This window comes from Ruegeria sp. CDSC068 (genome assembly GCF_059610545.1).
The window spans coordinates 62,353-79,827 of the sequence record NZ_JBXWNV010000012.1 but is presented as its reverse complement, the minus strand read 5'-3'; the positions used below and the strand labels follow the sequence as shown (position 1 = coordinate 79,827).

Below are 17,475 nucleotides of genomic sequence, written 5' to 3'. Positions count from 1 at the left end.
TTGCGCTTCCCTATTCAGTGCCTGAATGTTAGCGGTAACAATGCTTGCATCACAAGGACCAATGATAACTGCGCCTGAGTGATGCCAGCAGATTTGAAGGAGCCCATAGATGGTTTCACGCGTAATCCCGGTAGACCCGTTCGATCTGGTGCTATTCGGCGCGACCGGTGATCTGGCGCAGCGCAAGATCTTGCCCGGGCTCTATCACCGGTTCGAAGTTGGCCAGATGCCCGAAGACGCAAAGATCATCGGCACGGCGCGGTCCGACATGGACAGCGACGGATTCCGGGACCAAATACGTGCCTCGATGAAAGAGTTCGCACCAGCGTTCAAAAAGGACGTTCTGGAACAGTTTCTCAGCCATGTCGAATATGTTCCCGTTGACGCACTGGGAGACTCCGGTTGGAAAGACCTTGCCAATACCTTGCGTCCTGACGTTGTACGCGCGTTCTACCTGTCAGTTGGCCCCAGCCTTTTCTCTGGTATCGCAAAAAGGCTCAGCGATCATGGCATGGCGACGCCCGACAGCCGTATCGTGGTCGAAAAACCCTTTGGCCACGACCTCGCCTCGGCCAAGGCGCTGAACTCCGGACTGCGAGCCTGCTTTGAAGAGCATCAGATATATCGGATCGACCACTATTTGGGAAAGGAAACGGTGCAGAACTTGATGGCGCTGCGTTTTGCCAATTCCCTGTTCGAACCTCTCTGGAACGCGACGCATGTCGATCATGTTCAGATTACAGTGGCCGAGACTGTTGGTGTCGAAGGGCGCGGAGCCTATTACGATCAGTCCGGTGCGATGCGGGACATGGTGCAGAACCACCTTGTTCAACTTCTGTGCCTGACTGCGATGGAACCTCCGTCCAAATTTTCGCCCAACGCCGTGCGTGATGAGAAAGTCAAGGTGATCGAAGCGCTGGAGCCCGTTGCGCCGTCTGACATCGCACGCGGTCAATATCGTTCGAGCAAAGGTGGCGACGGTTACTTGGATCATGTTGGCAACCCCGCGAGCCGCACAGAAAGTTACATCGCTCTTAAGGCTCATATCGGCAACTGGCGCTGGGCCAGTGTGCCGTTCTATTTGCGAACTGGAAAACGCCTGCGGGCCCGCGAATCCGAAATCGCGGTGTTTTTCCGGGATCCGCCGCATACGATCTTCCCCAATGTCGGCCCGCTGCACGGCAACGTGCTGGTGATCCGCTTGCAACCGGACGAAGGTATTACCCTGCGCACGACGATTAAAGAACCGGGGCAGGGCGGGTTCCGCCTGTCAGATGTGGCGCTAGACATGAGTTTTGCCGAGGCGCTTGGGGACGAAGCGCAATCGCCGGACGCCTATGAACGTCTGGTTATGGATGTCATTCGCGGCGACCAAACCCTGTTCATGCGCGGCGACGAAGCCGAAGCCGCCTGGGCCTGGGTTGATCCCATTATTCACAGTTGGGAAGAGCGTGGAGATCGCCCCGCGAAATATGATCAGGGCAGTTCCGGCCCAGAAGAAGCGCTGATGCTGATGCATCGCGATGGGCGCCGCTGGCGTCAGATCGGAGGGTAATCATGGTACATTCAGTCATCACCGACGTCACTCAACGCATCATCGACCGCAGCGCCGAACTGCGCGGCCCGCATATTGAGCGTATGGAACATGCCCGATCCAAGGGACCTGCGCGCGCGCATTTGTCGTGCAGCGGTCAAGCCCACGCCTATGCCGGTTCGGGTGAGGATCAGCAAGCGATGGCCACTGATACGGCCGGTAATCTGGGCATCGTCACCGCCTATAACGACATGCTTTCCGCCCACCAGCCGTTCGAGCGTTATCCCGGCCTGATCCGCGATGCGATCCGAGCCGCAGGTGGCACCGCACAAGTTGCGGGTGGCGTACCAGCCATGTGTGACGGGGTCACCCAAGGTGAGGCTGGGATGGAGTTGTCTCTGTTTTCCCGGGACGTGATTGCCCTGGCGACGGGAGTGGCGCTGAGCCACAACACCTACGATGCGGCGGTTTTCCTGGGCGTCTGTGACAAGATCGTGCCCGGTTTGATTATCGGCGCACAGGCGTTTGGCCATCTGCCCGCTGTTTTCCTGCCAGCCGGACCGATGACCAGCGGTCTGCCCAACGATGAAAAAGCCAGGATTCGCCAGAAATTTGCCGCAGGAGAGATCGGCCGTGACGAGCTTATGGCCGCTGAAATGGCCGCGTATCACGGACCGGGTACTTGTACTTTTTATGGCACCGCGAACACCAATCAGATGCTGATGGAATTCATGGGCCTGCACCTGCCGGGGTCGAGCTTCGTCAACCCCAACACGCCTCTGCGGGATGCGCTGACCGAGGAGGGCGCGCGCCGCGCCCTGTCGCTGAGCGCGCTGGGCAATCATTATACGCCGGTATATCAGGTTTTGGATGAGCGGGCGTTTGTGAACGGCATCGTGGGTCTGATGGCCACGGGTGGGTCGACCAACCTGCTGATCCATCTGATCGCAATGGCGCGCGCAGGTGGTATCGTACTGGATTGGCAGGATTTTTCTGACATTTCCGCCGTGGTTCCTTTGGTTGCGCGGGTTTATCCGAACGGTCTGGCAGACGTGAACCACTTCCACGCAGCGGGTGGTCTTGGGTACTGCATTGGAACGCTACTGGAAGACGGGCTGCTGCACCCTGACACTCTGACTGTCGCGGGGCAGGGGCTGCAGAATTACACCAAAGAACCGAAGCTGAAGAACGGTGAACTGGTTTGGGAAGACGGGGCTGGCCACAGTCTGAACGAAAAAATCGTCCGTCCGGCGAAAGACCCGTTCCAACCCACTGGTGGGTTGTCGCGTCTGACCGGCAATCTGGGCACCGGCGTGATGAAGGTTTCGGCCGTCGCCCCGGAACATCAGGTTGTCGAAGCGCCTGTACGCGTGTTCCATGATCAGGACGAAGCAAAAGCCGCGTTCAAGGCCGGAGAGTTCACCGGCGATGTCATCGTTGTTGTCCGGTTCCAGGGACCCAAAGCAAATGGCATGCCCGAGCTTCACTCGCTGACGCCGATCCTGTCGATCTTGCAGGGCCGCGGGCAAAAGGTGGCGCTTGTAACCGATGGTCGTATGTCCGGCGCGTCCGGCAAAGTCCCTGCGGCGATCCATGTCTGCCCCGAGGCGCTGGATGGCGGGCCGATCGCTTACCTGCAGGATGGCGACATCTTGCGCGTCGATGCGGTGAAGGGTGAGTTGGAGATTCTGACCCCCGGGGTTCTGGACCGTGCCCCTGCCACTGCTGATCTGTCGGCCAACCAACACGGCGTGGGGCGTGACCTGTTCGCTACCTTCCGCCAAAACGTCGGATCAGCAGACACCGGCGCCAGTATTTTCGGAGTTTGACCCATGTCCAAAACCCAACGCACGCGTGAAATCTGCGCACTTGCGCCCATTGTTCCTGTCCTTGTCGTCGATGATGCGGCTCAGGCGCGCTCTTTGGCCGAGGCGCTTGTCGCAGGTGGCCTCCCCGCGCTTGAGGTTACTCTGCGCACACCCGCCGCGCTGGACGCGATCCGCGCGATGGCGGATGTTCCGGGCGGCGTCGTCGGCGCAGGAACTTTGGTGACGCCCGAAGATGTGCGCGCCGCGAAAGAGGCAGGCGCGCAATTCGGGGTCTCGCCCGGTGCCACCGACATTCTGATCGCGGCTTGCGAGGCCGAAGGCTTGCCCTTGTTGCCCGGCGCCGCCACAGCCAGTGAGGCGATGCGTCTGTTGGAAAAGGGCTATGACATGCTCAAGTTCTTCCCGGCCGAAGCATCGGGTGGTGCACCGGCGTTGAAGGCGATCGGCGCACCGTTGCCGCAAATCAAGTTTTGTCCGACCGGTGGTGTGTCGCCCGAAAATGCAAAGAATTACCTGTCCTTGTCCAATGTGGTTTGCGCGGGCGGAAGCTGGGTTGCGCCGAAAAAGATGGTCATTGATGGGGATTGGGCCGGTATCGAAAACCTTGCGCGCGCGGCCTCCAAGCTGATGGATTGACGCCGCTTAAAGCTGCGCTAGGGTGGGCGTCAATTCATACAGGTTGAACCCATGACAGACCCCATTTCCCTGGCGCAAGGGCGCGAGTATCTGGCGATTCCAGGACCTTCGGTCATCCCGGATGCGGTTTTGCAGGCCATGCACCGCCCGTCGCCGAATATCTACGAAGGCGAGCTGATCGAGATGATGCCGTCGCTGACCCGCGATCTGTGCCGCGTGGCGCGGACCGAGCATAGCGTTGCAATCTATATCTCTAACGGCCACGGAACGTGGGAAGCCGCGCTATCCAACGTCATCGCGCCCGGTGAAACGGTTCTAGCCCCCGCATCTGGCCGATTTACCCATGGCTGGGCCGAGATGGCCGAGGGTATCGGCGCCAACGTTCAATTGATCGACTTCGGCTCGTCCTCGGCGTGGGATTTTGACCGTATTGGCGAGGCATTGCGTGACGATAAAGCCCACATGATCAAGGCGGTACTGGCCGTTCATGTGGACACCTCAAGCTCAATCCGGAACGACATTCCGGCGCTGCGGGCCTTGTTGGACGATCTGGACCACCCGGCGCTTTTGATGGCGGATTGCATTGCCTCGCTGGGGTGTGACCGGTTCGAAATGGATGCCTGGGGCGTCGACGTCACTGTTACGGCCTGTCAGAAGGGGCTGATGACACCCGCTGGCACCGGCTTTGTCTTCTTCAATGACAAGGCACAGGCCAAACGGGCCGCTATGCCACGAGTTTCGCAGTATTGGGACTGGCAGCCACGATCCAACCCCGAGTTGTTCTATCAGTATTTCAACGGCACCGCACCGACCCATCACCTCTACGGTTTGCGCGCGGCCTTGGACATGATCCATGCCGAGGGGATGGAACAGGTTTGGGCGCGGCACGAGAGGCTAGCCACGGCCATCTGGGAAGCATGTGAAACCTGGGCGCAAGGTGACGCGCTGCATCTGAATGTTGCGGATCGTCAACATCGCAGCCACGCTGTCACCGCCTTGCGACTAACCGAGGGACGCGGCACGCCATTGCGCAAGTTCACTGAAAACCAACTGGGGTTGACCCTTGGTATTGGTCTGGGGATGGACGACTGGGACGGATGCTTCCGCCTTGGCCATATGGGTCACGTCAACGGCCAGATGGTTATGGCTACTTTGGGTGGTGTGGAAACAGCGATGGCCGCGCTGGATATCCCTCGCGGTAAAGGCGCGTTAGAAGCTGCAGCTGCGGTGCTTGCGTCGACGGCCTAGCGCCGCGCCTCGGCAAGCGCTTTTGGCAATGCTGTGGCAAAGGCATCCAGATCGGCTGCCTCGCCACAGCTGACGCGGATGCAGCGATTTTGCGGGGCGGCAAAGGGCATACGCACGAAAATGCCCTGCGCAACCAGCGAGTCCAGAACCGCCTTGGCAAAGGCTCCATCCTTCCCGCAATCAATGGCAACGAAGTTGGTGGCCGAGGGCAAGGGGGCCAAACCATTCTCTCGTGCAATATGGCCAATCCGGTCACGCGCTTCGGTAATCTTGGTCTGAACATGATTTAGCCACTCGGCATCATTCAGTGCGGCCAGCGCACCGGCCTGCGCGGCTCGGTTCATCCCGAAATGGTTGCGCACCTTATTGAAGGCTGAAATCAGGCCGGGTGCGCCGATGGCATAGCCAACCCGCGCGCCCGCCATGCCGTACACCTTGGAAAAAGTTCGCATCCGGATCACCCGCGGATCGTCTGCTGCCACAGGGGCGGCGGTGCCTTCAGGCGCACATTCCACATAGGCCTCGTCCAATACAAGCAGACTCCCGTCGGGCAGATCGTCCAGCGCCGCCACGATATCCGCTCCGGAATGCCAGCTACCCATCGGGTTGTCAGGATTGGCCAGATACACCAGCTTGGCATCCACTTCACCCGCCTTGGCAAACAGCGCCGCCGGATCCTCGTGGTCGTCGCGATACGGCACTTTGTGGAGCGTTCCGCCGAACCCCGTCACATGGTAGTTGAAGGTCGGGTATGCCCCATCTGAGGTGACAACCGCGTCTCCGGATCCGACCAGTAGCCGCACCAGGTAACCCAAGAGCCCGTCGATGCCTTCGCCAACCACGATGTTTTCCAGCCCGATTCCATGGTGATCCGCCAATGCAGCGCGCAGATCGTGGTTTTCCGGATCGCCATACATCCAGATCCCCGTTTCTGCCATTGCCGCTATGGCGTGCGGAGAGGGTCCAAACACGCTTTCATTTGCGCCCAGCCGCGCCACAAATGGCGCGCCACGCTGGCGTTCCTGCGTTTCGGGGCCAACAAACGGCACGGTTGCAGGCAGGGATTGGGCAAGCGGGGTATAGCGTGGCTCTGTCATGGGGGCAGATAAACGTAAGGTCATACGACAGGCAAGCTTGCGTTGCAGGATGCTGCTCCGCATTGTTCGCGTAACGATTAAAGGGAGGAGCGCGCATGCGCATTGTTTTGGGCTTGTTGATTGTCGGCCTCGCCTATCTGGTTTTCTGGCCGGTCCCGGTTCAACCGGTGGCATGGACCCCACCCGAAGCACCGGGTTTCACTGGTGACTTCGCGGAGAACAATGCGTTGGACCAACTGGAGCTGATCTCGTTGCCTGACGATGAGAAAGGCCCCGAAGACATTGCCATCATGCCCGACGGGTCCGTGTACACGACCAGCTTGTCCGGGGCTCTGTACCGAATAGACGACGAGTCCCCGGTGAAAGTTGACGACCTCGGCGGTCGGCCCTTGGGCCTGACGGTCGGTCCGGATGGGGTGCTTTACATCGCCGACAGCTTCCGAGGCATCATGCGCTGGACCGGCCCCGGTACGCTGCAGCCAGTCGTGTCTGAGATAAACGGCGGGCCGGTGATCTATGCAAATCAATTGGACGTGGCGAAGGACGGGACGATCTATTTCTCAAACTCGTCCGATCGGTTCGATCCCGAAACGATGGGCGGGACCAAACCGACTTCGGTACTGACCATCTGGGAGCAATCGGACACAGGTTACGTTGCCCGCCACGCGCCCGATGGCACGACCGAGAAACTGGCCGAAGGCTTTGTCTACACAAACGGCGTCGCGTTGTCGCCAGGTGAGGATTTTCTGCTGATCGCTGAAACCGGGCGCGCCCGGGTGCACAAGCTTTGGCTGACCGGCCCGAAGGCCGGGCAGCAAGAGGTCCTGATGGACAATCTCCCAGGCTATCCCGACAACATCGAGGCACAGGGCGATGGTACGTATTGGATGGCCTTTGCCAGCCCGCGCGTGCCAAGCGAGGCACTGATGCCATACCCGTTCTTGCGCAAGGTGATCTGGCGACTGGGGCCGACGGTGCGGCCTGCGCCGATCCATCGCGGGATGATGGTGCAGTTTGACGGCGACGGGAACATCCTGCAGACCTTGCAAGACCCCGGGGGTCGGCTGGGCATCACCACGGGTGGCAAGTTGGCCGGGGGACATTTCTACGTCATGACATTGGATTCGCCCTGGTTCGGGCGCATGCCTGCGTCAAATCTGCCCTAACGTTGAGGTGGAACTGCCTGATCCATCGGGGCATTGTACCCCTAACCGGAATTGAGAGGCCTGAGATGTCACGAGTATCCGTCGAATACAAAAATCACATCGCGCACGTAACTCTGACGCGCGGCGACAAGATGAATGCGCTGGATGATGCGATGATAAAGGCCATCATTTCTGCGGGGCAGGAGGTCGCTGCCTCGGATGCCCGTGCGGTGGTGCTATCGGGTGAAGGCAAAAGCTTTTGCGCGGGTCTGGACATGGCCAGCTTTGCGAGCATGGCGCAAACGGACCCGACCGAATGGTTGATGACCCGCAGCCACAAGGACGCCAATGAGGTGCAGGAAGTTGCCCTGGTTTGGCAACGCGTGCCCGTTCCCGTCATTTGTGCCATTCAGGGTGTTGCTTATGGCGGCGGTTTGCAACTTGCGCTGGGCGCCGACATCCGAATAGCACATCCCGAGGCTAAACTCGCCGTAATGGAGATGAAATGGGGCCTGATCCCCGACATGGGCGGTATGGTTTTGCTGCCAAAGCTGGTCCGGTCGGACGTTTTACGCCTGTTGACCTATTCGGCCCGCCCCATCGGTGCCGCGCAGGCAGCGGACTGGGGGCTGGTTACCAAGCTGTCGGATGACCCGCTGACCGAGGCATTGGCCTTGGCTGAGGACATTGCGGGCCAAAGCCCTTCGGCCATCCGCGCGGCCAAGCGCCTGATCGAGGTTGCGGAAGCCAAACCCCGCACAGAGGTGCTGCTGGAGGAGTCGTCAGAGCAGGCGGAACTGATCGGCAAACCGGACCAGATGGAGGTCATTGCGGCGAATTTGCAAGGTCGCAAACCAGAGTTCAAATGATCTGGCCATCTGTCACACGATTGATCCTGTACGCCAAGGATATCGAGAAGATGGTGCATTTCTATGAGACGCATTTTGGCTACGCAGCGCGCCAACTGGAAGGGGACCGGATTGTAGAGCTTGTGCCTGACAAAGACGGGTTGCGCCTGTTGTTGCATCCGGCCAGCAAGGCCGCCCGTCAGGGGCAAGCGGCGGTCAAAATCGTTTTTGATGTCGCGGACGTTGCCGAGTTTTGCAAACAAACCGCGCAGCACGGGCTGAGATTCGGTCCGATCCACACAGCGGATGGCTACAGTTTCGCGAATGCCAAGGATCCGTCGGGAAACTCGATTTCCGTGCCAAGCAGGGCATTTGCGCCCGGTAATTAACGCATAAAAGCCCGTCGTGCATCACGGGCCATATTGTATCGCATCTCAAGCTCGGCGATCTTAGCCATAGTCACTTTACGCTCGTCAGCATCGGACTGCGACGCATAGGTTTTGCGGGCGGCATCTAATTCTTTCTTGATGCTGAACTCTTCGGGCAGAACGCCTGCTTGCGCCATGATCCGATGACCGGCGGCGACGGCCGGATCGGTCTGAGCCTCGGACGAACGGTCAGGCAGCGGCTGTCCTTCGCCCTCCAGCCCCTCTAGCTGACCTTCGGCTTGCGCCTTTTTGATCTGGCGTTCGACCAGTTTTCCGAGCGATCCAAACATAGGTTCGTAGTACCCGACCAGCACAGCGGGGGAAAGCTGTCATCTGGATCGGTTGGTAACCAGATAGGCGATACCACCTGCGGCCAAACCCCAGACTGCAGCGCCCAGGCCGAAGACGGTGATTCCTGATGCGGTTATGGCGAATGTCAGAATCGCCGCTTCGCGTTCGGCGGGAACCTCTAACGCAGCAAAGGTCGCATTTGCCATCACACCAATCAGGGCAATGCCGGTCAGTGTACCCATGAGCAATGGGTCCGCGTGGGCCGCGAACCCGGTGATTGCCACGGCAAAGACGCCAAATACGCAGTAAAATAGGCCTGCCATAACCGCTGACCAGTAACGCTGGTTCGGGTCCGGGTAGCTGTCTTCGTTTGAACACATCGCAGCGGTAATCGCGGCAAGGCACGTGGCCGGAGCGCCAAAGGGGGCAGACAGAATACTGGCTCCTCCGACGGCTGAGAACAACTTGCCAGCAATTGGCGCATACCCAAAGCTGCGCATGACGGCGATGCCGGGTATGTTTTGCGTAGCCATGGTGACGATGAACAGGGGGATGCCAATCCCGATCGCCGATGCGATCGAGAATGTCGGAATGGTCCAGACAGGGGCGGCGACCAGATGCTCGGGTCGGACCGAACCGTCACCGGCGTTCAATACAACGACGATTGCCGCGGCAACCACTGCGGCAGGAACTGCGATCAACCGATTGATCCGCCCGGCGATAAACCACGTCAAAATGACCGGCAGCGCTTGCCAGGGCAGCTCAACTGCCGCCTTGAACGGAATGATGCACAAGGGCAGCAAAACCCCGCCCAGCATGGCCTGTGCAAGTGTTGTCGGGATTGCGGCCGCAAGCCGTCCAAGCGGACGCCACAATCCGGCAACAACAGTCAGGGCTCCGGCGCAAAGAAATGCACCAACTGCATCAGAAAATCCGACCAATGGGGTCGCTGAGACCGCCAGCAGTGCGGCACCAGGTGTTGACCATGCCACGCTGATCGGCTGCCGGTACCAAAGGCTGACCACAATCGCCGTCACCCCCATTGCAACCGCGGCCATCATCAAACCCGAGGCCGCCTCAGCCTCCGAGGCGCCCATTGCAATAAGGCCCTGCAGCACGATCGGGAAAGAGCTGAAAAAGCCGACAACGGCCACCACAAGGCCAGTCGAAATTGTCTGCACAGGAGGGAAAGGGCGCACCATGACTTCCTCGGAGTTGTCTGCAGAGATTGCTAACAATCGCAAGCGGATAGAAACAAGGTGAAATACGTCACCGAACAAAAAAACCCGCCGGGTGAGCGGCGGGTGTTAGATTTTGAGTATTTGCGAAATTCTGAAGATCAGGCGATTTCGGCCAAACGGGCGAGGGCCTCATTCAGTTTCGCCTCTTCTTCTTCGCGGGCGGCAAGGTTGGCTTTGGCTTCCGCGACAACCTCTTCCGGGGCCGAAGCCACGAATTTGGGGTTATTCAGACGTCCGCGCAGACCGCCCAATTCCTTGGCCAGTTTGCCCTTGGCTTTCTCCAGCCGTTCCTTTTCCGCTCCGATATCGATGATATCCGCCAGCGGCAGGCCGAAAGAGGCGCCGGGGGCGGCAATCGAGATCGTACCTTTGGGCAACTCATCCGCTTTGGTCAGGCTGTCGATCCGCGCCAGACGTTTGATCAGCGCCTCGTTGCGGTCCCACGCGGCTTGGCCGTTGGCGTCGATCTCGGTCACCAGCATCGGCACATAGAGGCCGGCTGGAACCCGCATCTGCGCACGGGCCGAGCGGGTGTTTTCGATCACCGAGATCACCCAGTTCATCTCACGATCCGCATCCGCGTCAATCAGGTCGGCGGCAGAATAGGTTGGCCAATCGGCGTGGACGGCCATTTTGGCGCGGTCGCCGGTCAAGCCCCACAGCTCTTCGGTGATGAACGGCATGATCGGGTGCAGCAGGACCATGCACTGATCCAGAACCCAGCGCATCGTGGCGCGGGTTTCAGCCTGCGCCTCGGCATCGTCGCCTTGCAGCAGTGGCTTGGACAGCTCCACGTACCAGTCGCAAACCTTACCCCAGACAAAGGCATAAAGCCCGTTGGCCGCGTCGTTGAAGCGATAGCTTTCCAGCGCCGCGTCGACCTCTTCCCGCACACGTGCGGTTTCGCCGATGATCCAGCGGTTCACCGCAGCTTTGGGCTTCAGGTCAGCCACGTCCAGTTGAGGAACGGCGTCGGTGAAGACCTCGTTCATCTCGGCAAAGCGGACAGCATTCCACAGCTTGGTGCCGAAGTTGCGATAGCCGGTGATGCGTTCACGGGACAGTTTCAGCACGCCGCCAATCGCCGCCATCGAGGCGTTGGTAAAGCGCAGCGCGTCGGCACCGAATTCGTCCACGATTTCCAGCGGGTCGATGACGTTGCCGGTGGTTTTGGACATCTTCTTGCCCTTCTCGTCACGGACGAGCTGGTGCAGGTAGACAGTGTGGAACGGGATCTCGTTCATCACGGCCAGCTGCATCATCATCATCCGGGCGACCCAGAAGAACAGGATGTCCGCGCCAGTGATCAGAACGTCCGTAGGGAAGTAGCGTTCCAGCTCATCTGTCTGCTCGGGCCAGCCCAACGTGCCGATTGGCCAGAGGCCGGAGGAGAACCATGTGTCGAGGACGTCGGGGTCGCGCCAGACCGGATAGATCAGTTTGGTTGGGTCTTGTTCGACGGCATACTGAGCGAGACTTTCAGCAAACCGATGGATCGCCTCGTGTTTGTCTGAAACTTCAACAACAGTTGCGTGGCTCAGCGGGCTGGGAATGTCGGCATTGTCATTGAGGAATTTTTCGGTGACCGCCTCAAAAGTAGGCGCACATTCCATGACGCTGCCACGGTGTAACATGCCACCTTCATTGAGCAACCGGCCCAGTTCGACCAGATCCAGGTCACCATCATTTTCGTCATCGATGAATTTCTCTGCAGACAAATCCAGACCATACCAAACCGGTATCTGGTGCCCCCACCACAACTGGCGCGAGATGCACCAGGGCTCGATGTTTTCCAGCCAGTGGTAATAGGTCTTCTCACCCGACTCGGGAATGATCTTGACCGTGCCGTCTTTGACCGCATCCAGCGCGGGGCCGACGATCTTTTCGGCATCCACGAACCACTGATCGGTGAACATTGGCTCGATCACAACTTTCGAGCGGTCGCCGAAGGGCTGCATGATCGGTTTGCTCTCGACCAGCGGCACCAGTGCGGCAGGATCTTCATCCTCGCCCAGCTTGGTGCCCAGAACCGGGTCATCTGCACGGGTCATCACAGCCAGACCGTCGGCGTTGATCTCTTCGACCACTTTCGCGCGCGCCTCGAACCGGTCGAGACCCCGCAGATGGTCGGGAACGAGGTTAATCGCGTCGATCTCGTTCTCGGTGAACGCGCGACCACGTGCGTATTCCTGCGCCTTGTCCGCCTCTTCGGCATAGGGCGCACCATCAGCCCGCATCGCACCTTTGGTGTCCATCAGGCGGTACATCGGAATACCGCCGCGCTTGGCGACCATGTTGTCGTTAAAGTCATGTGCGCCTGTGATCTTCACCGCGCCCGAGCCAAAATTGGGATCGGGGTAGTCATCGGTGATGATCGGGATCTGACGGCGATGCTCTTTCGGACCAACCGGGATTTCGCAAAGTTTCCCAACGATTGGCGCATACCGTTCATCCGACGGATGAACCGCAACCGCGCCATCACCCAGCATGGTTTCGGGGCGGGTCGTGGCAATCGAAATGTAATCGCGTTCTTCTTCGAAAACGACGTTCCCGTCCTCATCCTTCTCGATATAGGTGTAGGTTTCACCACCAGCCAGCGGGTATTTGAAGTTCCACATGTGGCCGGCGACTTCGATATTCTCGACTTCCAGATCCGAGATCGCGGTCTCGAAATGCGGGTCCCAGTTGACCAGCCGCTTGCCGCGATAGATCAGGCCCTTTTCATACATGTCGACGAAGACCTTGATGACCGCGTCGTGGAAGTTGGCCGAGTTTTCATGCCCGGTGCGCGGATCGCGTGGTGCCCCCGCCATGGTGAAGGCGTTGCGCGACCAGTCACAGGAGGAGCCAAGACGTTTCAGCTGCTCGATGATCGTGCCGCCGTATTCGCCCTTCCATTCCCAGACCTTGTCCAGAAAAGCCTCGCGTCCCAGCTCGTTTCGGCTGGGCTGTTGGGTGGCGGCCAGCATCTTTTCGACCTGCATCTGGGTGGCGATACCGGCATGGTCCTGACCGGGCTGCCAAAGCGTGTCGAAGCCGCGCATCCGGTGCCAGCGGGTCAGGATATCCTGCAAGGTGTTGTTGAACGCGTGGCCCACATGCAATGCGCCCGTCACGTTGGGCGGCGGGATCATGATGGTAAAGCTTTCGTCGCGCGATCTGTTCGCGCCTGCCTTGAAGGCCCCGGCCTGTTCCCAAGCCTCATAAATGCGGGCCTCAGCCTCGGCCGCGTTGAATGTCTTTTCCATCGCCATTGGATGCGTCCTGCGTCAACAAATTCGGGTCAGCGCCTGCAATAGCGAATGCGTAAGGGAAGGGGAAGGGTTGTATGCTATTCGGCTTGGGCAAAGCGCGCGCGAAAATAGTCCTGAACACGCTGGTAGGCCGGTTGATGAAAATCCAGAGTCAGCAATGAGTGGTCGTTGCCGTCAAGTTCCACCGTCTCAAGATGATCACCGAAAGCATCCTTCAGGACGCCCATATGCCTTTCTGAGGCAAGTTTGTCATCGGCGTAGCGCATGACGAAGGCCGGGGCCGTTCCGTACCATGCCCGCGCGGGCGTCGGAACCGACATACACGTCGTGGGTGGCTTCGCCGCCGCTGGTCAGCAGGGCGGTGAACGGAAATACGCTGTCATGTGCCCATGTGATGATCTGTAGGTTAACCAAAAAATGACTGGCAAGACACGAGGGAGCTGCCTCTTCGACTGGACATCGTCTTGTGGCGGGCTACGGTCGCCATCGCAGGAGGATCATCGCATGGAAAAGTTCGGCAAAAGCCAGCCCGTCAAACGGACAGAAGATCAGCGGTTTCTGACCGGGCACGGACGATACATGGACGATGATGTACCCGGAGATGCTCTGTTCGCAGCTTTTTTTCGCAGCCCGGTTGCCCATGGTCGGATCACGGCGCTGGATTTGGATGCCGCGCGTGAAGCGGAAGGGGTGCGCCTTGTCATGACGCTGGATGATCTCTCGACGGCTGGGATCGACACTGTGATGAACGCAGCAACTGTGCAGAACCGCGATGGCTCTCAGACCCTTGCGCCCGACAGGCATATGCTGGCCCAAGACCGCGTCCGGTTTGTTGGCGAACCTGTGGCTGTCGTGATCGCAGACACGCTGTTGCAGGCGCGAGATGCGGTTGAGATGATCTGGATGGACACAGATGATCTGCCCGCAAAACTGGATGTCGAAGCCGGTGGCGAACCACTGCATGATCAGGTCGCCGACAATCGTGCTTTTGATTGGGGGTTGGGCGATGAAGCAGCAACCGATGCCGCCTTTCAGGCCGCCGCGCATACCGTTTCGCTGGATGTGGCCGACAACCGCGTGATCATCACCTCAATCGAGCCACGGGGATGTCAGGCCAATTGGGTCGATGGACGTTTGCACTTTGCCTATGGTGGGCAAGGCGTCTGGGCGATGCGGGGGCAGTTGGCGCAAAAGCTGAAGCTGGAACCCGAGGCGATCCGTGTCACCACTCCGGATGTGGGTGGCGGATTCGGCATGAAGGTCATGCCGTACCCTGAGTACTTTTGCGTCTCAGTTGCTGCGATGAAACTCGGGCAGCCGGTTCATTGGATGTCTGACCGATCCGAGGCGATGCTGTCGGATCATCACGGTCGCGACCTGACCTCATTGGCTGAGCTCGCCTTTGACGAGGACCTGAAAATCACGGCCTACCGTGTGCACAGCAAGGTAAATCTAGGTGCCTATAGCAGTCATTTCGGGCAAGCGATCCAGACCAGTCTTTTTAGCAAGGTGTTGATGGGGGTTTACGACGTTCAAACGACGTATCTGCGGGTTGAGGGGTTCTATACCAACACCACGCAAGTCGACGCCTATCGGGGGGCAGGGCGGCCCGAGGCGATCTATGTTCTGGAACGTGTCATGGATCGCGCCGCGCGCCAACTGGGCGTCGATCCTTGGGAGTTGCGCCGCAGGAATTTCATCCGGCCGGAAAATTTCCCCTACAAAACCGCGACCGGCGAAATCTATGACGTAGGTGATTTCGATATGGTCCTGTTCCGAGCAGATGCCCAGACCCAGGGGTTCGCGACACGAAAAACTGCAGATGCGGAGCGTGGCCTGATCCGGGGGCGGGGCTTGTGTTACTATATCGAAAGCATTTTGGGTGACCCTTCGGAAAACGCGAAAGTCGAGTTCTGCGAGGATGGCACGGTGAACCTTTATGTCGGTACCCAATCGAACGGGCAGGGGCATGAGACGGTCTATGCGCAATTCCTGTCAGACCAGACCGGAGTTCCGATGGACCAGATCAATGTGGTCCAGGGTGACAGCGATCAGTTGCCACATGGTGGCGGGACTGGCGGGTCACGTTCAGTCACGGTGCAAAGTACGGCCACGCTGGCGACAATTGACGTCATGATCGCCGCATTCACGCCGTATCTGGCGGATAAGATGGGGGTGGAGGAAAGTGATGTGCGTTTCGACCATGAAACCTTCCGCGCGCCGGGATCAAACCTGACGCCGACGCTCACCGAGGCTGCGGAGATGGCCCGCGCCGATGGGCGCGCCGACCTGCTAAGTCACGAGGCCAGCGCCAATCTGGATGCGCGCAGCTATCCCAATGGCGCACATGTTGCCGAAGTCGTGATTGATTCTTACACCGGTGAAACCTGGGTGGATCGCTATACTGTCGTCGACGACTTCGGTAATCTTATCAACCCGATGCTGGCCGAAGGGCAGGTGCATGGCGGGGTGGCACAAGGTATCGGTCAGGCAATGACGGAGTGTGTTGTGCATGATGCGCAGGGGCAACTGCTCACGGCTTCGTTGATGGATTACGCCTTGCCCCGCGCGGCCGAGATACCCATGATTAAGTTTACCTCGGCGCCGGTTCCGTCAACTTCCAACCCGATGGGGATGAAAGGATGCGGAGAAGCCGGCACCGTGGGCGCGCTGGCCGCGGTGGCAAACGCGGTTCAGGATGCGCTCTGGGATTACGGGGTGCGGCAGGCGGACATGCCTTTCACACCTCATAAAGTATGGGAATTGTTGACGTATGGTTCTGTCGCGGCTGAGTAGAAAGGTACTGGGATGGCTCGGACGGCCCTTACGGTCCGAGCATTCCGCCGAGGCGCTTCACCGCGAGCCCGTCAGCCACGTGATTATCTTGGACGGCACCATGTCGACGTTGGAGCCGGGCTATGAAACCCATGCGGGCCAGACCCTGCGACTATGCCGCGAAATGGGCAGCAAAGTGTCCGTCTTTTACGAATCTGGTGTGCAATGGGAAAACTGGAAGTCCTCGCTAGACGTGATGATGGGGCGGGGCATCAACCGCCAGATCCGCCGCGCATATGGCTATCTCGCTTCACGTTACAAACCCGGCGACCGTATCTATTTCATCGGCTATTCACGCGGCGCTTACGGTGTGCGCAGCTTGGCTGGTGTGATTGACATGATCGGTCTGCTCAAGGCCGAACATGCCACTGTGCGCAACATCAAACAGGCCTACCGGCACTATGAATGCAATGCCAGCGGGTCGGCTGCGGCCGAGTTCCGGAGGCAGTTTTGTCACGAAGATGTGGCGATTGAGATGGTTGGCGTCTGGGATACGGTCAAAGCGCTGGGCATGCGTCTGCCGCTACTGTGGCGCTGGGCCGAAGAGCGTCACGCCTTTCACACCCACCAGCTTGGACCGGCGACGCGCCACGGGTACCACGCAATGGCACTGGACGAGACTCGCGAAGTGTTTGAGCCGGTCTTGTGGAAATGTACGCCCGAATTCAAAGGCCATGTCGAACAAGTTTGGTTCCGTGGCACTCACGGTGATGTGGGTGGCCAGTTGAACGGCTTTGAAGAGGCCCGTCCCCTCAGCAACATTTCTCTGGTCTGGATGCTGGATAAGGCAGAACTGCATGGTCTTCCGCTACCTGAGGGTTGGCGTGATCGGTTCCCGACGGATACCTCCGCCCGTTCTGTCGGAACCTGGCGTGGCTGGGGTAAAATTTTTCTGCTGCGGAAGCATCGCAAGGTGGGCCGCGACCGGTCAGAGAAGCTCCATGTCTCGGTCTCCCCGGATGAATTGCCACGCTGGGTGCCGATGCCGGATTTGCCATCGCATCCGGCGCAGTAGAACTTACTTAGCAACGCAGGCGTTTCTGACCGGTTCGATCAGTGCGTCCGGGCGTTCTACAAGATCGAAACGCC

At 59.2% G+C, this 17,475-nt stretch carries 15 protein-coding genes; 10 read left to right on the top strand and 5 right to left on the bottom strand.

What is annotated here, in order from left to right; all coding sequences use genetic code 11:
• Positions 1-109 precede the first annotated feature (109 nt).
• Genes zwf through AC2FID_RS20165 form a run of 4 tightly spaced genes read left to right on the top strand, consistent with a single transcriptional unit; the run spans position 110 to position 5,247 of the window.
• On the top strand, positions 110-1,555 hold the full coding sequence (gene zwf, locus AC2FID_RS20180; protein WP_282120011.1) for a glucose-6-phosphate dehydrogenase: 1,446 nt from the start codon (positions 110-112) through the stop codon (positions 1,553-1,555).
• A 2-nt stretch (positions 1,556-1,557) separates the two neighbouring features.
• Positions 1,558-3,363 carry a phosphogluconate dehydratase gene (edd, locus tag AC2FID_RS20175; RefSeq protein ID WP_432653518.1) on the top strand — a complete coding sequence of 602 codons (1,806 nt, stop codon included), beginning with the start codon at positions 1,558-1,560 and terminating at the stop codon, positions 3,361-3,363.
• Positions 3,364-3,366: 3 nt separating this feature from the next.
• Entirely contained in the window at positions 3,367-3,999 is a 633-nt protein-coding gene (gene eda, locus AC2FID_RS20170) for a bifunctional 4-hydroxy-2-oxoglutarate aldolase/2-dehydro-3-deoxy-phosphogluconate aldolase (RefSeq protein WP_282120010.1), read from the top strand.
• Between the two features lie 51 nt (positions 4,000-4,050).
• Entirely contained in the window at positions 4,051-5,247 is a 1,197-nt protein-coding gene (locus AC2FID_RS20165) for a pyridoxal-phosphate-dependent aminotransferase family protein (RefSeq protein ID WP_496838409.1), read from the top strand.
• Here the strand turns inward: AC2FID_RS20165 and AC2FID_RS20160 are convergent.
• Positions 5,244-6,344, bottom strand: coding sequence for a pyridoxal phosphate-dependent aminotransferase (locus AC2FID_RS20160; protein ID WP_496838407.1), 1,101 nt, complete (start codon positions 6,342-6,344; stop codon positions 5,244-5,246). The genes AC2FID_RS20165 and AC2FID_RS20160 overlap by 4 nt on opposite strands.
• Positions 6,345-6,439: 95 nt before the next feature.
• Here AC2FID_RS20160 and AC2FID_RS20155 point away from each other — a divergent pair, with 95 nt between their 5' ends.
• The 3 genes from AC2FID_RS20155 to AC2FID_RS20145 all read left to right on the top strand — a co-directional run bounded on the left by AC2FID_RS20155 (position 6,440) and on the right by AC2FID_RS20145 (position 8,726).
• Positions 6,440-7,510, top strand: coding sequence for an SMP-30/gluconolactonase/LRE family protein (locus tag AC2FID_RS20155; RefSeq protein WP_496838406.1), 1,071 nt, complete (start codon positions 6,440-6,442; stop codon positions 7,508-7,510).
• A gap of 65 nt (positions 7,511-7,575) precedes the next feature.
• Positions 7,576-8,358: a crotonase/enoyl-CoA hydratase family protein gene (locus AC2FID_RS20150; RefSeq protein WP_109313418.1), complete on the top strand. Its 783-nt coding sequence runs from the start codon at positions 7,576-7,578 to the stop codon at positions 8,356-8,358.
• Positions 8,355-8,726 (top strand): VOC family protein, encoded by a 372-nt coding sequence (locus tag AC2FID_RS20145; RefSeq protein WP_496838404.1) that lies wholly within the window; start codon positions 8,355-8,357, stop codon positions 8,724-8,726. The genes AC2FID_RS20150 and AC2FID_RS20145 overlap by 4 nt, the downstream gene beginning before the upstream one ends.
• On the opposite strand, the gene AC2FID_RS20140 is transcribed toward AC2FID_RS20145, so the two are convergent.
• From AC2FID_RS20140 to AC2FID_RS20125, 4 genes are all read right to left on the bottom strand, one after another.
• On the bottom strand, positions 8,723-9,055 hold the full coding sequence (locus AC2FID_RS20140) for a DnaJ family domain-containing protein (protein ID WP_496707156.1): 333 nt from the start codon (positions 9,053-9,055) through the stop codon (positions 8,723-8,725). The two genes, AC2FID_RS20145 and AC2FID_RS20140, sit on opposite strands and share 4 nt — an antisense overlap.
• 39 nt (positions 9,056-9,094) lie before the next feature.
• A complete protein-coding gene (locus AC2FID_RS20135; RefSeq protein ID WP_496838402.1) occupies positions 9,095-10,258 on the bottom strand; it encodes a benzoate/H(+) symporter BenE family transporter in 1,164 nt (387 codons plus the stop codon).
• A 137-nt stretch (positions 10,259-10,395) separates the two neighbouring features.
• Positions 10,396-13,551: a valine--tRNA ligase gene (locus tag AC2FID_RS20130; protein WP_496838401.1), complete on the bottom strand. Its 3,156-nt coding sequence runs from the start codon at positions 13,549-13,551 to the stop codon at positions 10,396-10,398.
• Positions 13,552-13,628: 77 nt separating this feature from the next.
• A complete protein-coding gene (locus AC2FID_RS20125; RefSeq protein WP_496838399.1) occupies positions 13,629-13,817 on the bottom strand; it encodes a hypothetical protein in 189 nt (62 codons plus the stop codon).
• On the opposite strand from AC2FID_RS20125, the gene AC2FID_RS20120 reads away from it, so the two are divergent.
• From AC2FID_RS20120 to AC2FID_RS20110, 3 genes are all read left to right on the top strand, one after another.
• Positions 13,816-13,956: a hypothetical protein gene (locus tag AC2FID_RS20120; RefSeq protein ID WP_186437380.1), complete on the top strand. Its 141-nt coding sequence runs from the start codon at positions 13,816-13,818 to the stop codon at positions 13,954-13,956. The genes AC2FID_RS20125 and AC2FID_RS20120 overlap by 2 nt on opposite strands.
• Before the next feature lie 99 nt (positions 13,957-14,055).
• The gene (locus AC2FID_RS20115; RefSeq protein ID WP_496838397.1) at positions 14,056-16,347 is read left to right on the top strand and encodes a xanthine dehydrogenase family protein molybdopterin-binding subunit; all 2,292 of its coding nucleotides are present in this window, start codon (positions 14,056-14,058) and stop codon (positions 16,345-16,347) included.
• A complete protein-coding gene (locus tag AC2FID_RS20110) occupies positions 16,325-17,401 on the top strand; it encodes a T6SS phospholipase effector Tle1-like catalytic domain-containing protein (RefSeq protein ID WP_058276975.1) in 1,077 nt (358 codons plus the stop codon). Before AC2FID_RS20115 ends, AC2FID_RS20110 begins: the two co-directional genes overlap by 23 nt.
• Positions 17,402-17,475: the final 74 nt, after the last annotated feature.

Coding starts and splice junctions, on each gene's coding strand:
- zwf (WP_282120011.1), top strand. CDS start 110: ATGGTTTCACGCGTAATCCCGGTAGACCCGTTCGATCTGGTGCTATTC.
- edd (WP_432653518.1), top strand. CDS start 1,558: ATGGTACATTCAGTCATCACCGACGTCACTCAACGCATCATCGACCGC.
- eda (WP_282120010.1), top strand. CDS start 3,367: ATGTCCAAAACCCAACGCACGCGTGAAATCTGCGCACTTGCGCCCATT.
- AC2FID_RS20165 (WP_496838409.1), top strand. CDS start 4,051: ATGACAGACCCCATTTCCCTGGCGCAAGGGCGCGAGTATCTGGCGATT.
- AC2FID_RS20160 (WP_496838407.1), bottom strand. CDS start 6,344: ATGACAGAGCCACGCTATACCCCGCTTGCCCAATCCCTGCCTGCAACC.
- AC2FID_RS20155 (WP_496838406.1), top strand. CDS start 6,440: ATGCGCATTGTTTTGGGCTTGTTGATTGTCGGCCTCGCCTATCTGGTT.
- AC2FID_RS20150 (WP_109313418.1), top strand. CDS start 7,576: ATGTCACGAGTATCCGTCGAATACAAAAATCACATCGCGCACGTAACT.
- AC2FID_RS20145 (WP_496838404.1), top strand. CDS start 8,355: ATGATCTGGCCATCTGTCACACGATTGATCCTGTACGCCAAGGATATC.
- AC2FID_RS20140 (WP_496707156.1), bottom strand. CDS start 9,055: ATGTTTGGATCGCTCGGAAAACTGGTCGAACGCCAGATCAAAAAGGCG.
- AC2FID_RS20135 (WP_496838402.1), bottom strand. CDS start 10,258: ATGGTGCGCCCTTTCCCTCCTGTGCAGACAATTTCGACTGGCCTTGTG.
- AC2FID_RS20130 (WP_496838401.1), bottom strand. CDS start 13,551: ATGGCGATGGAAAAGACATTCAACGCGGCCGAGGCTGAGGCCCGCATT.
- AC2FID_RS20120 (WP_186437380.1), top strand. CDS start 13,816: ATGACGAAGGCCGGGGCCGTTCCGTACCATGCCCGCGCGGGCGTCGGA.
- AC2FID_RS20125 (WP_496838399.1), bottom strand. CDS start 13,817: ATGCGCTACGCCGATGACAAACTTGCCTCAGAAAGGCATATGGGCGTC.
- AC2FID_RS20115 (WP_496838397.1), top strand. CDS start 14,056: ATGGAAAAGTTCGGCAAAAGCCAGCCCGTCAAACGGACAGAAGATCAG.
- AC2FID_RS20110 (WP_058276975.1), top strand. CDS start 16,325: ATGGTTCTGTCGCGGCTGAGTAGAAAGGTACTGGGATGGCTCGGACGG.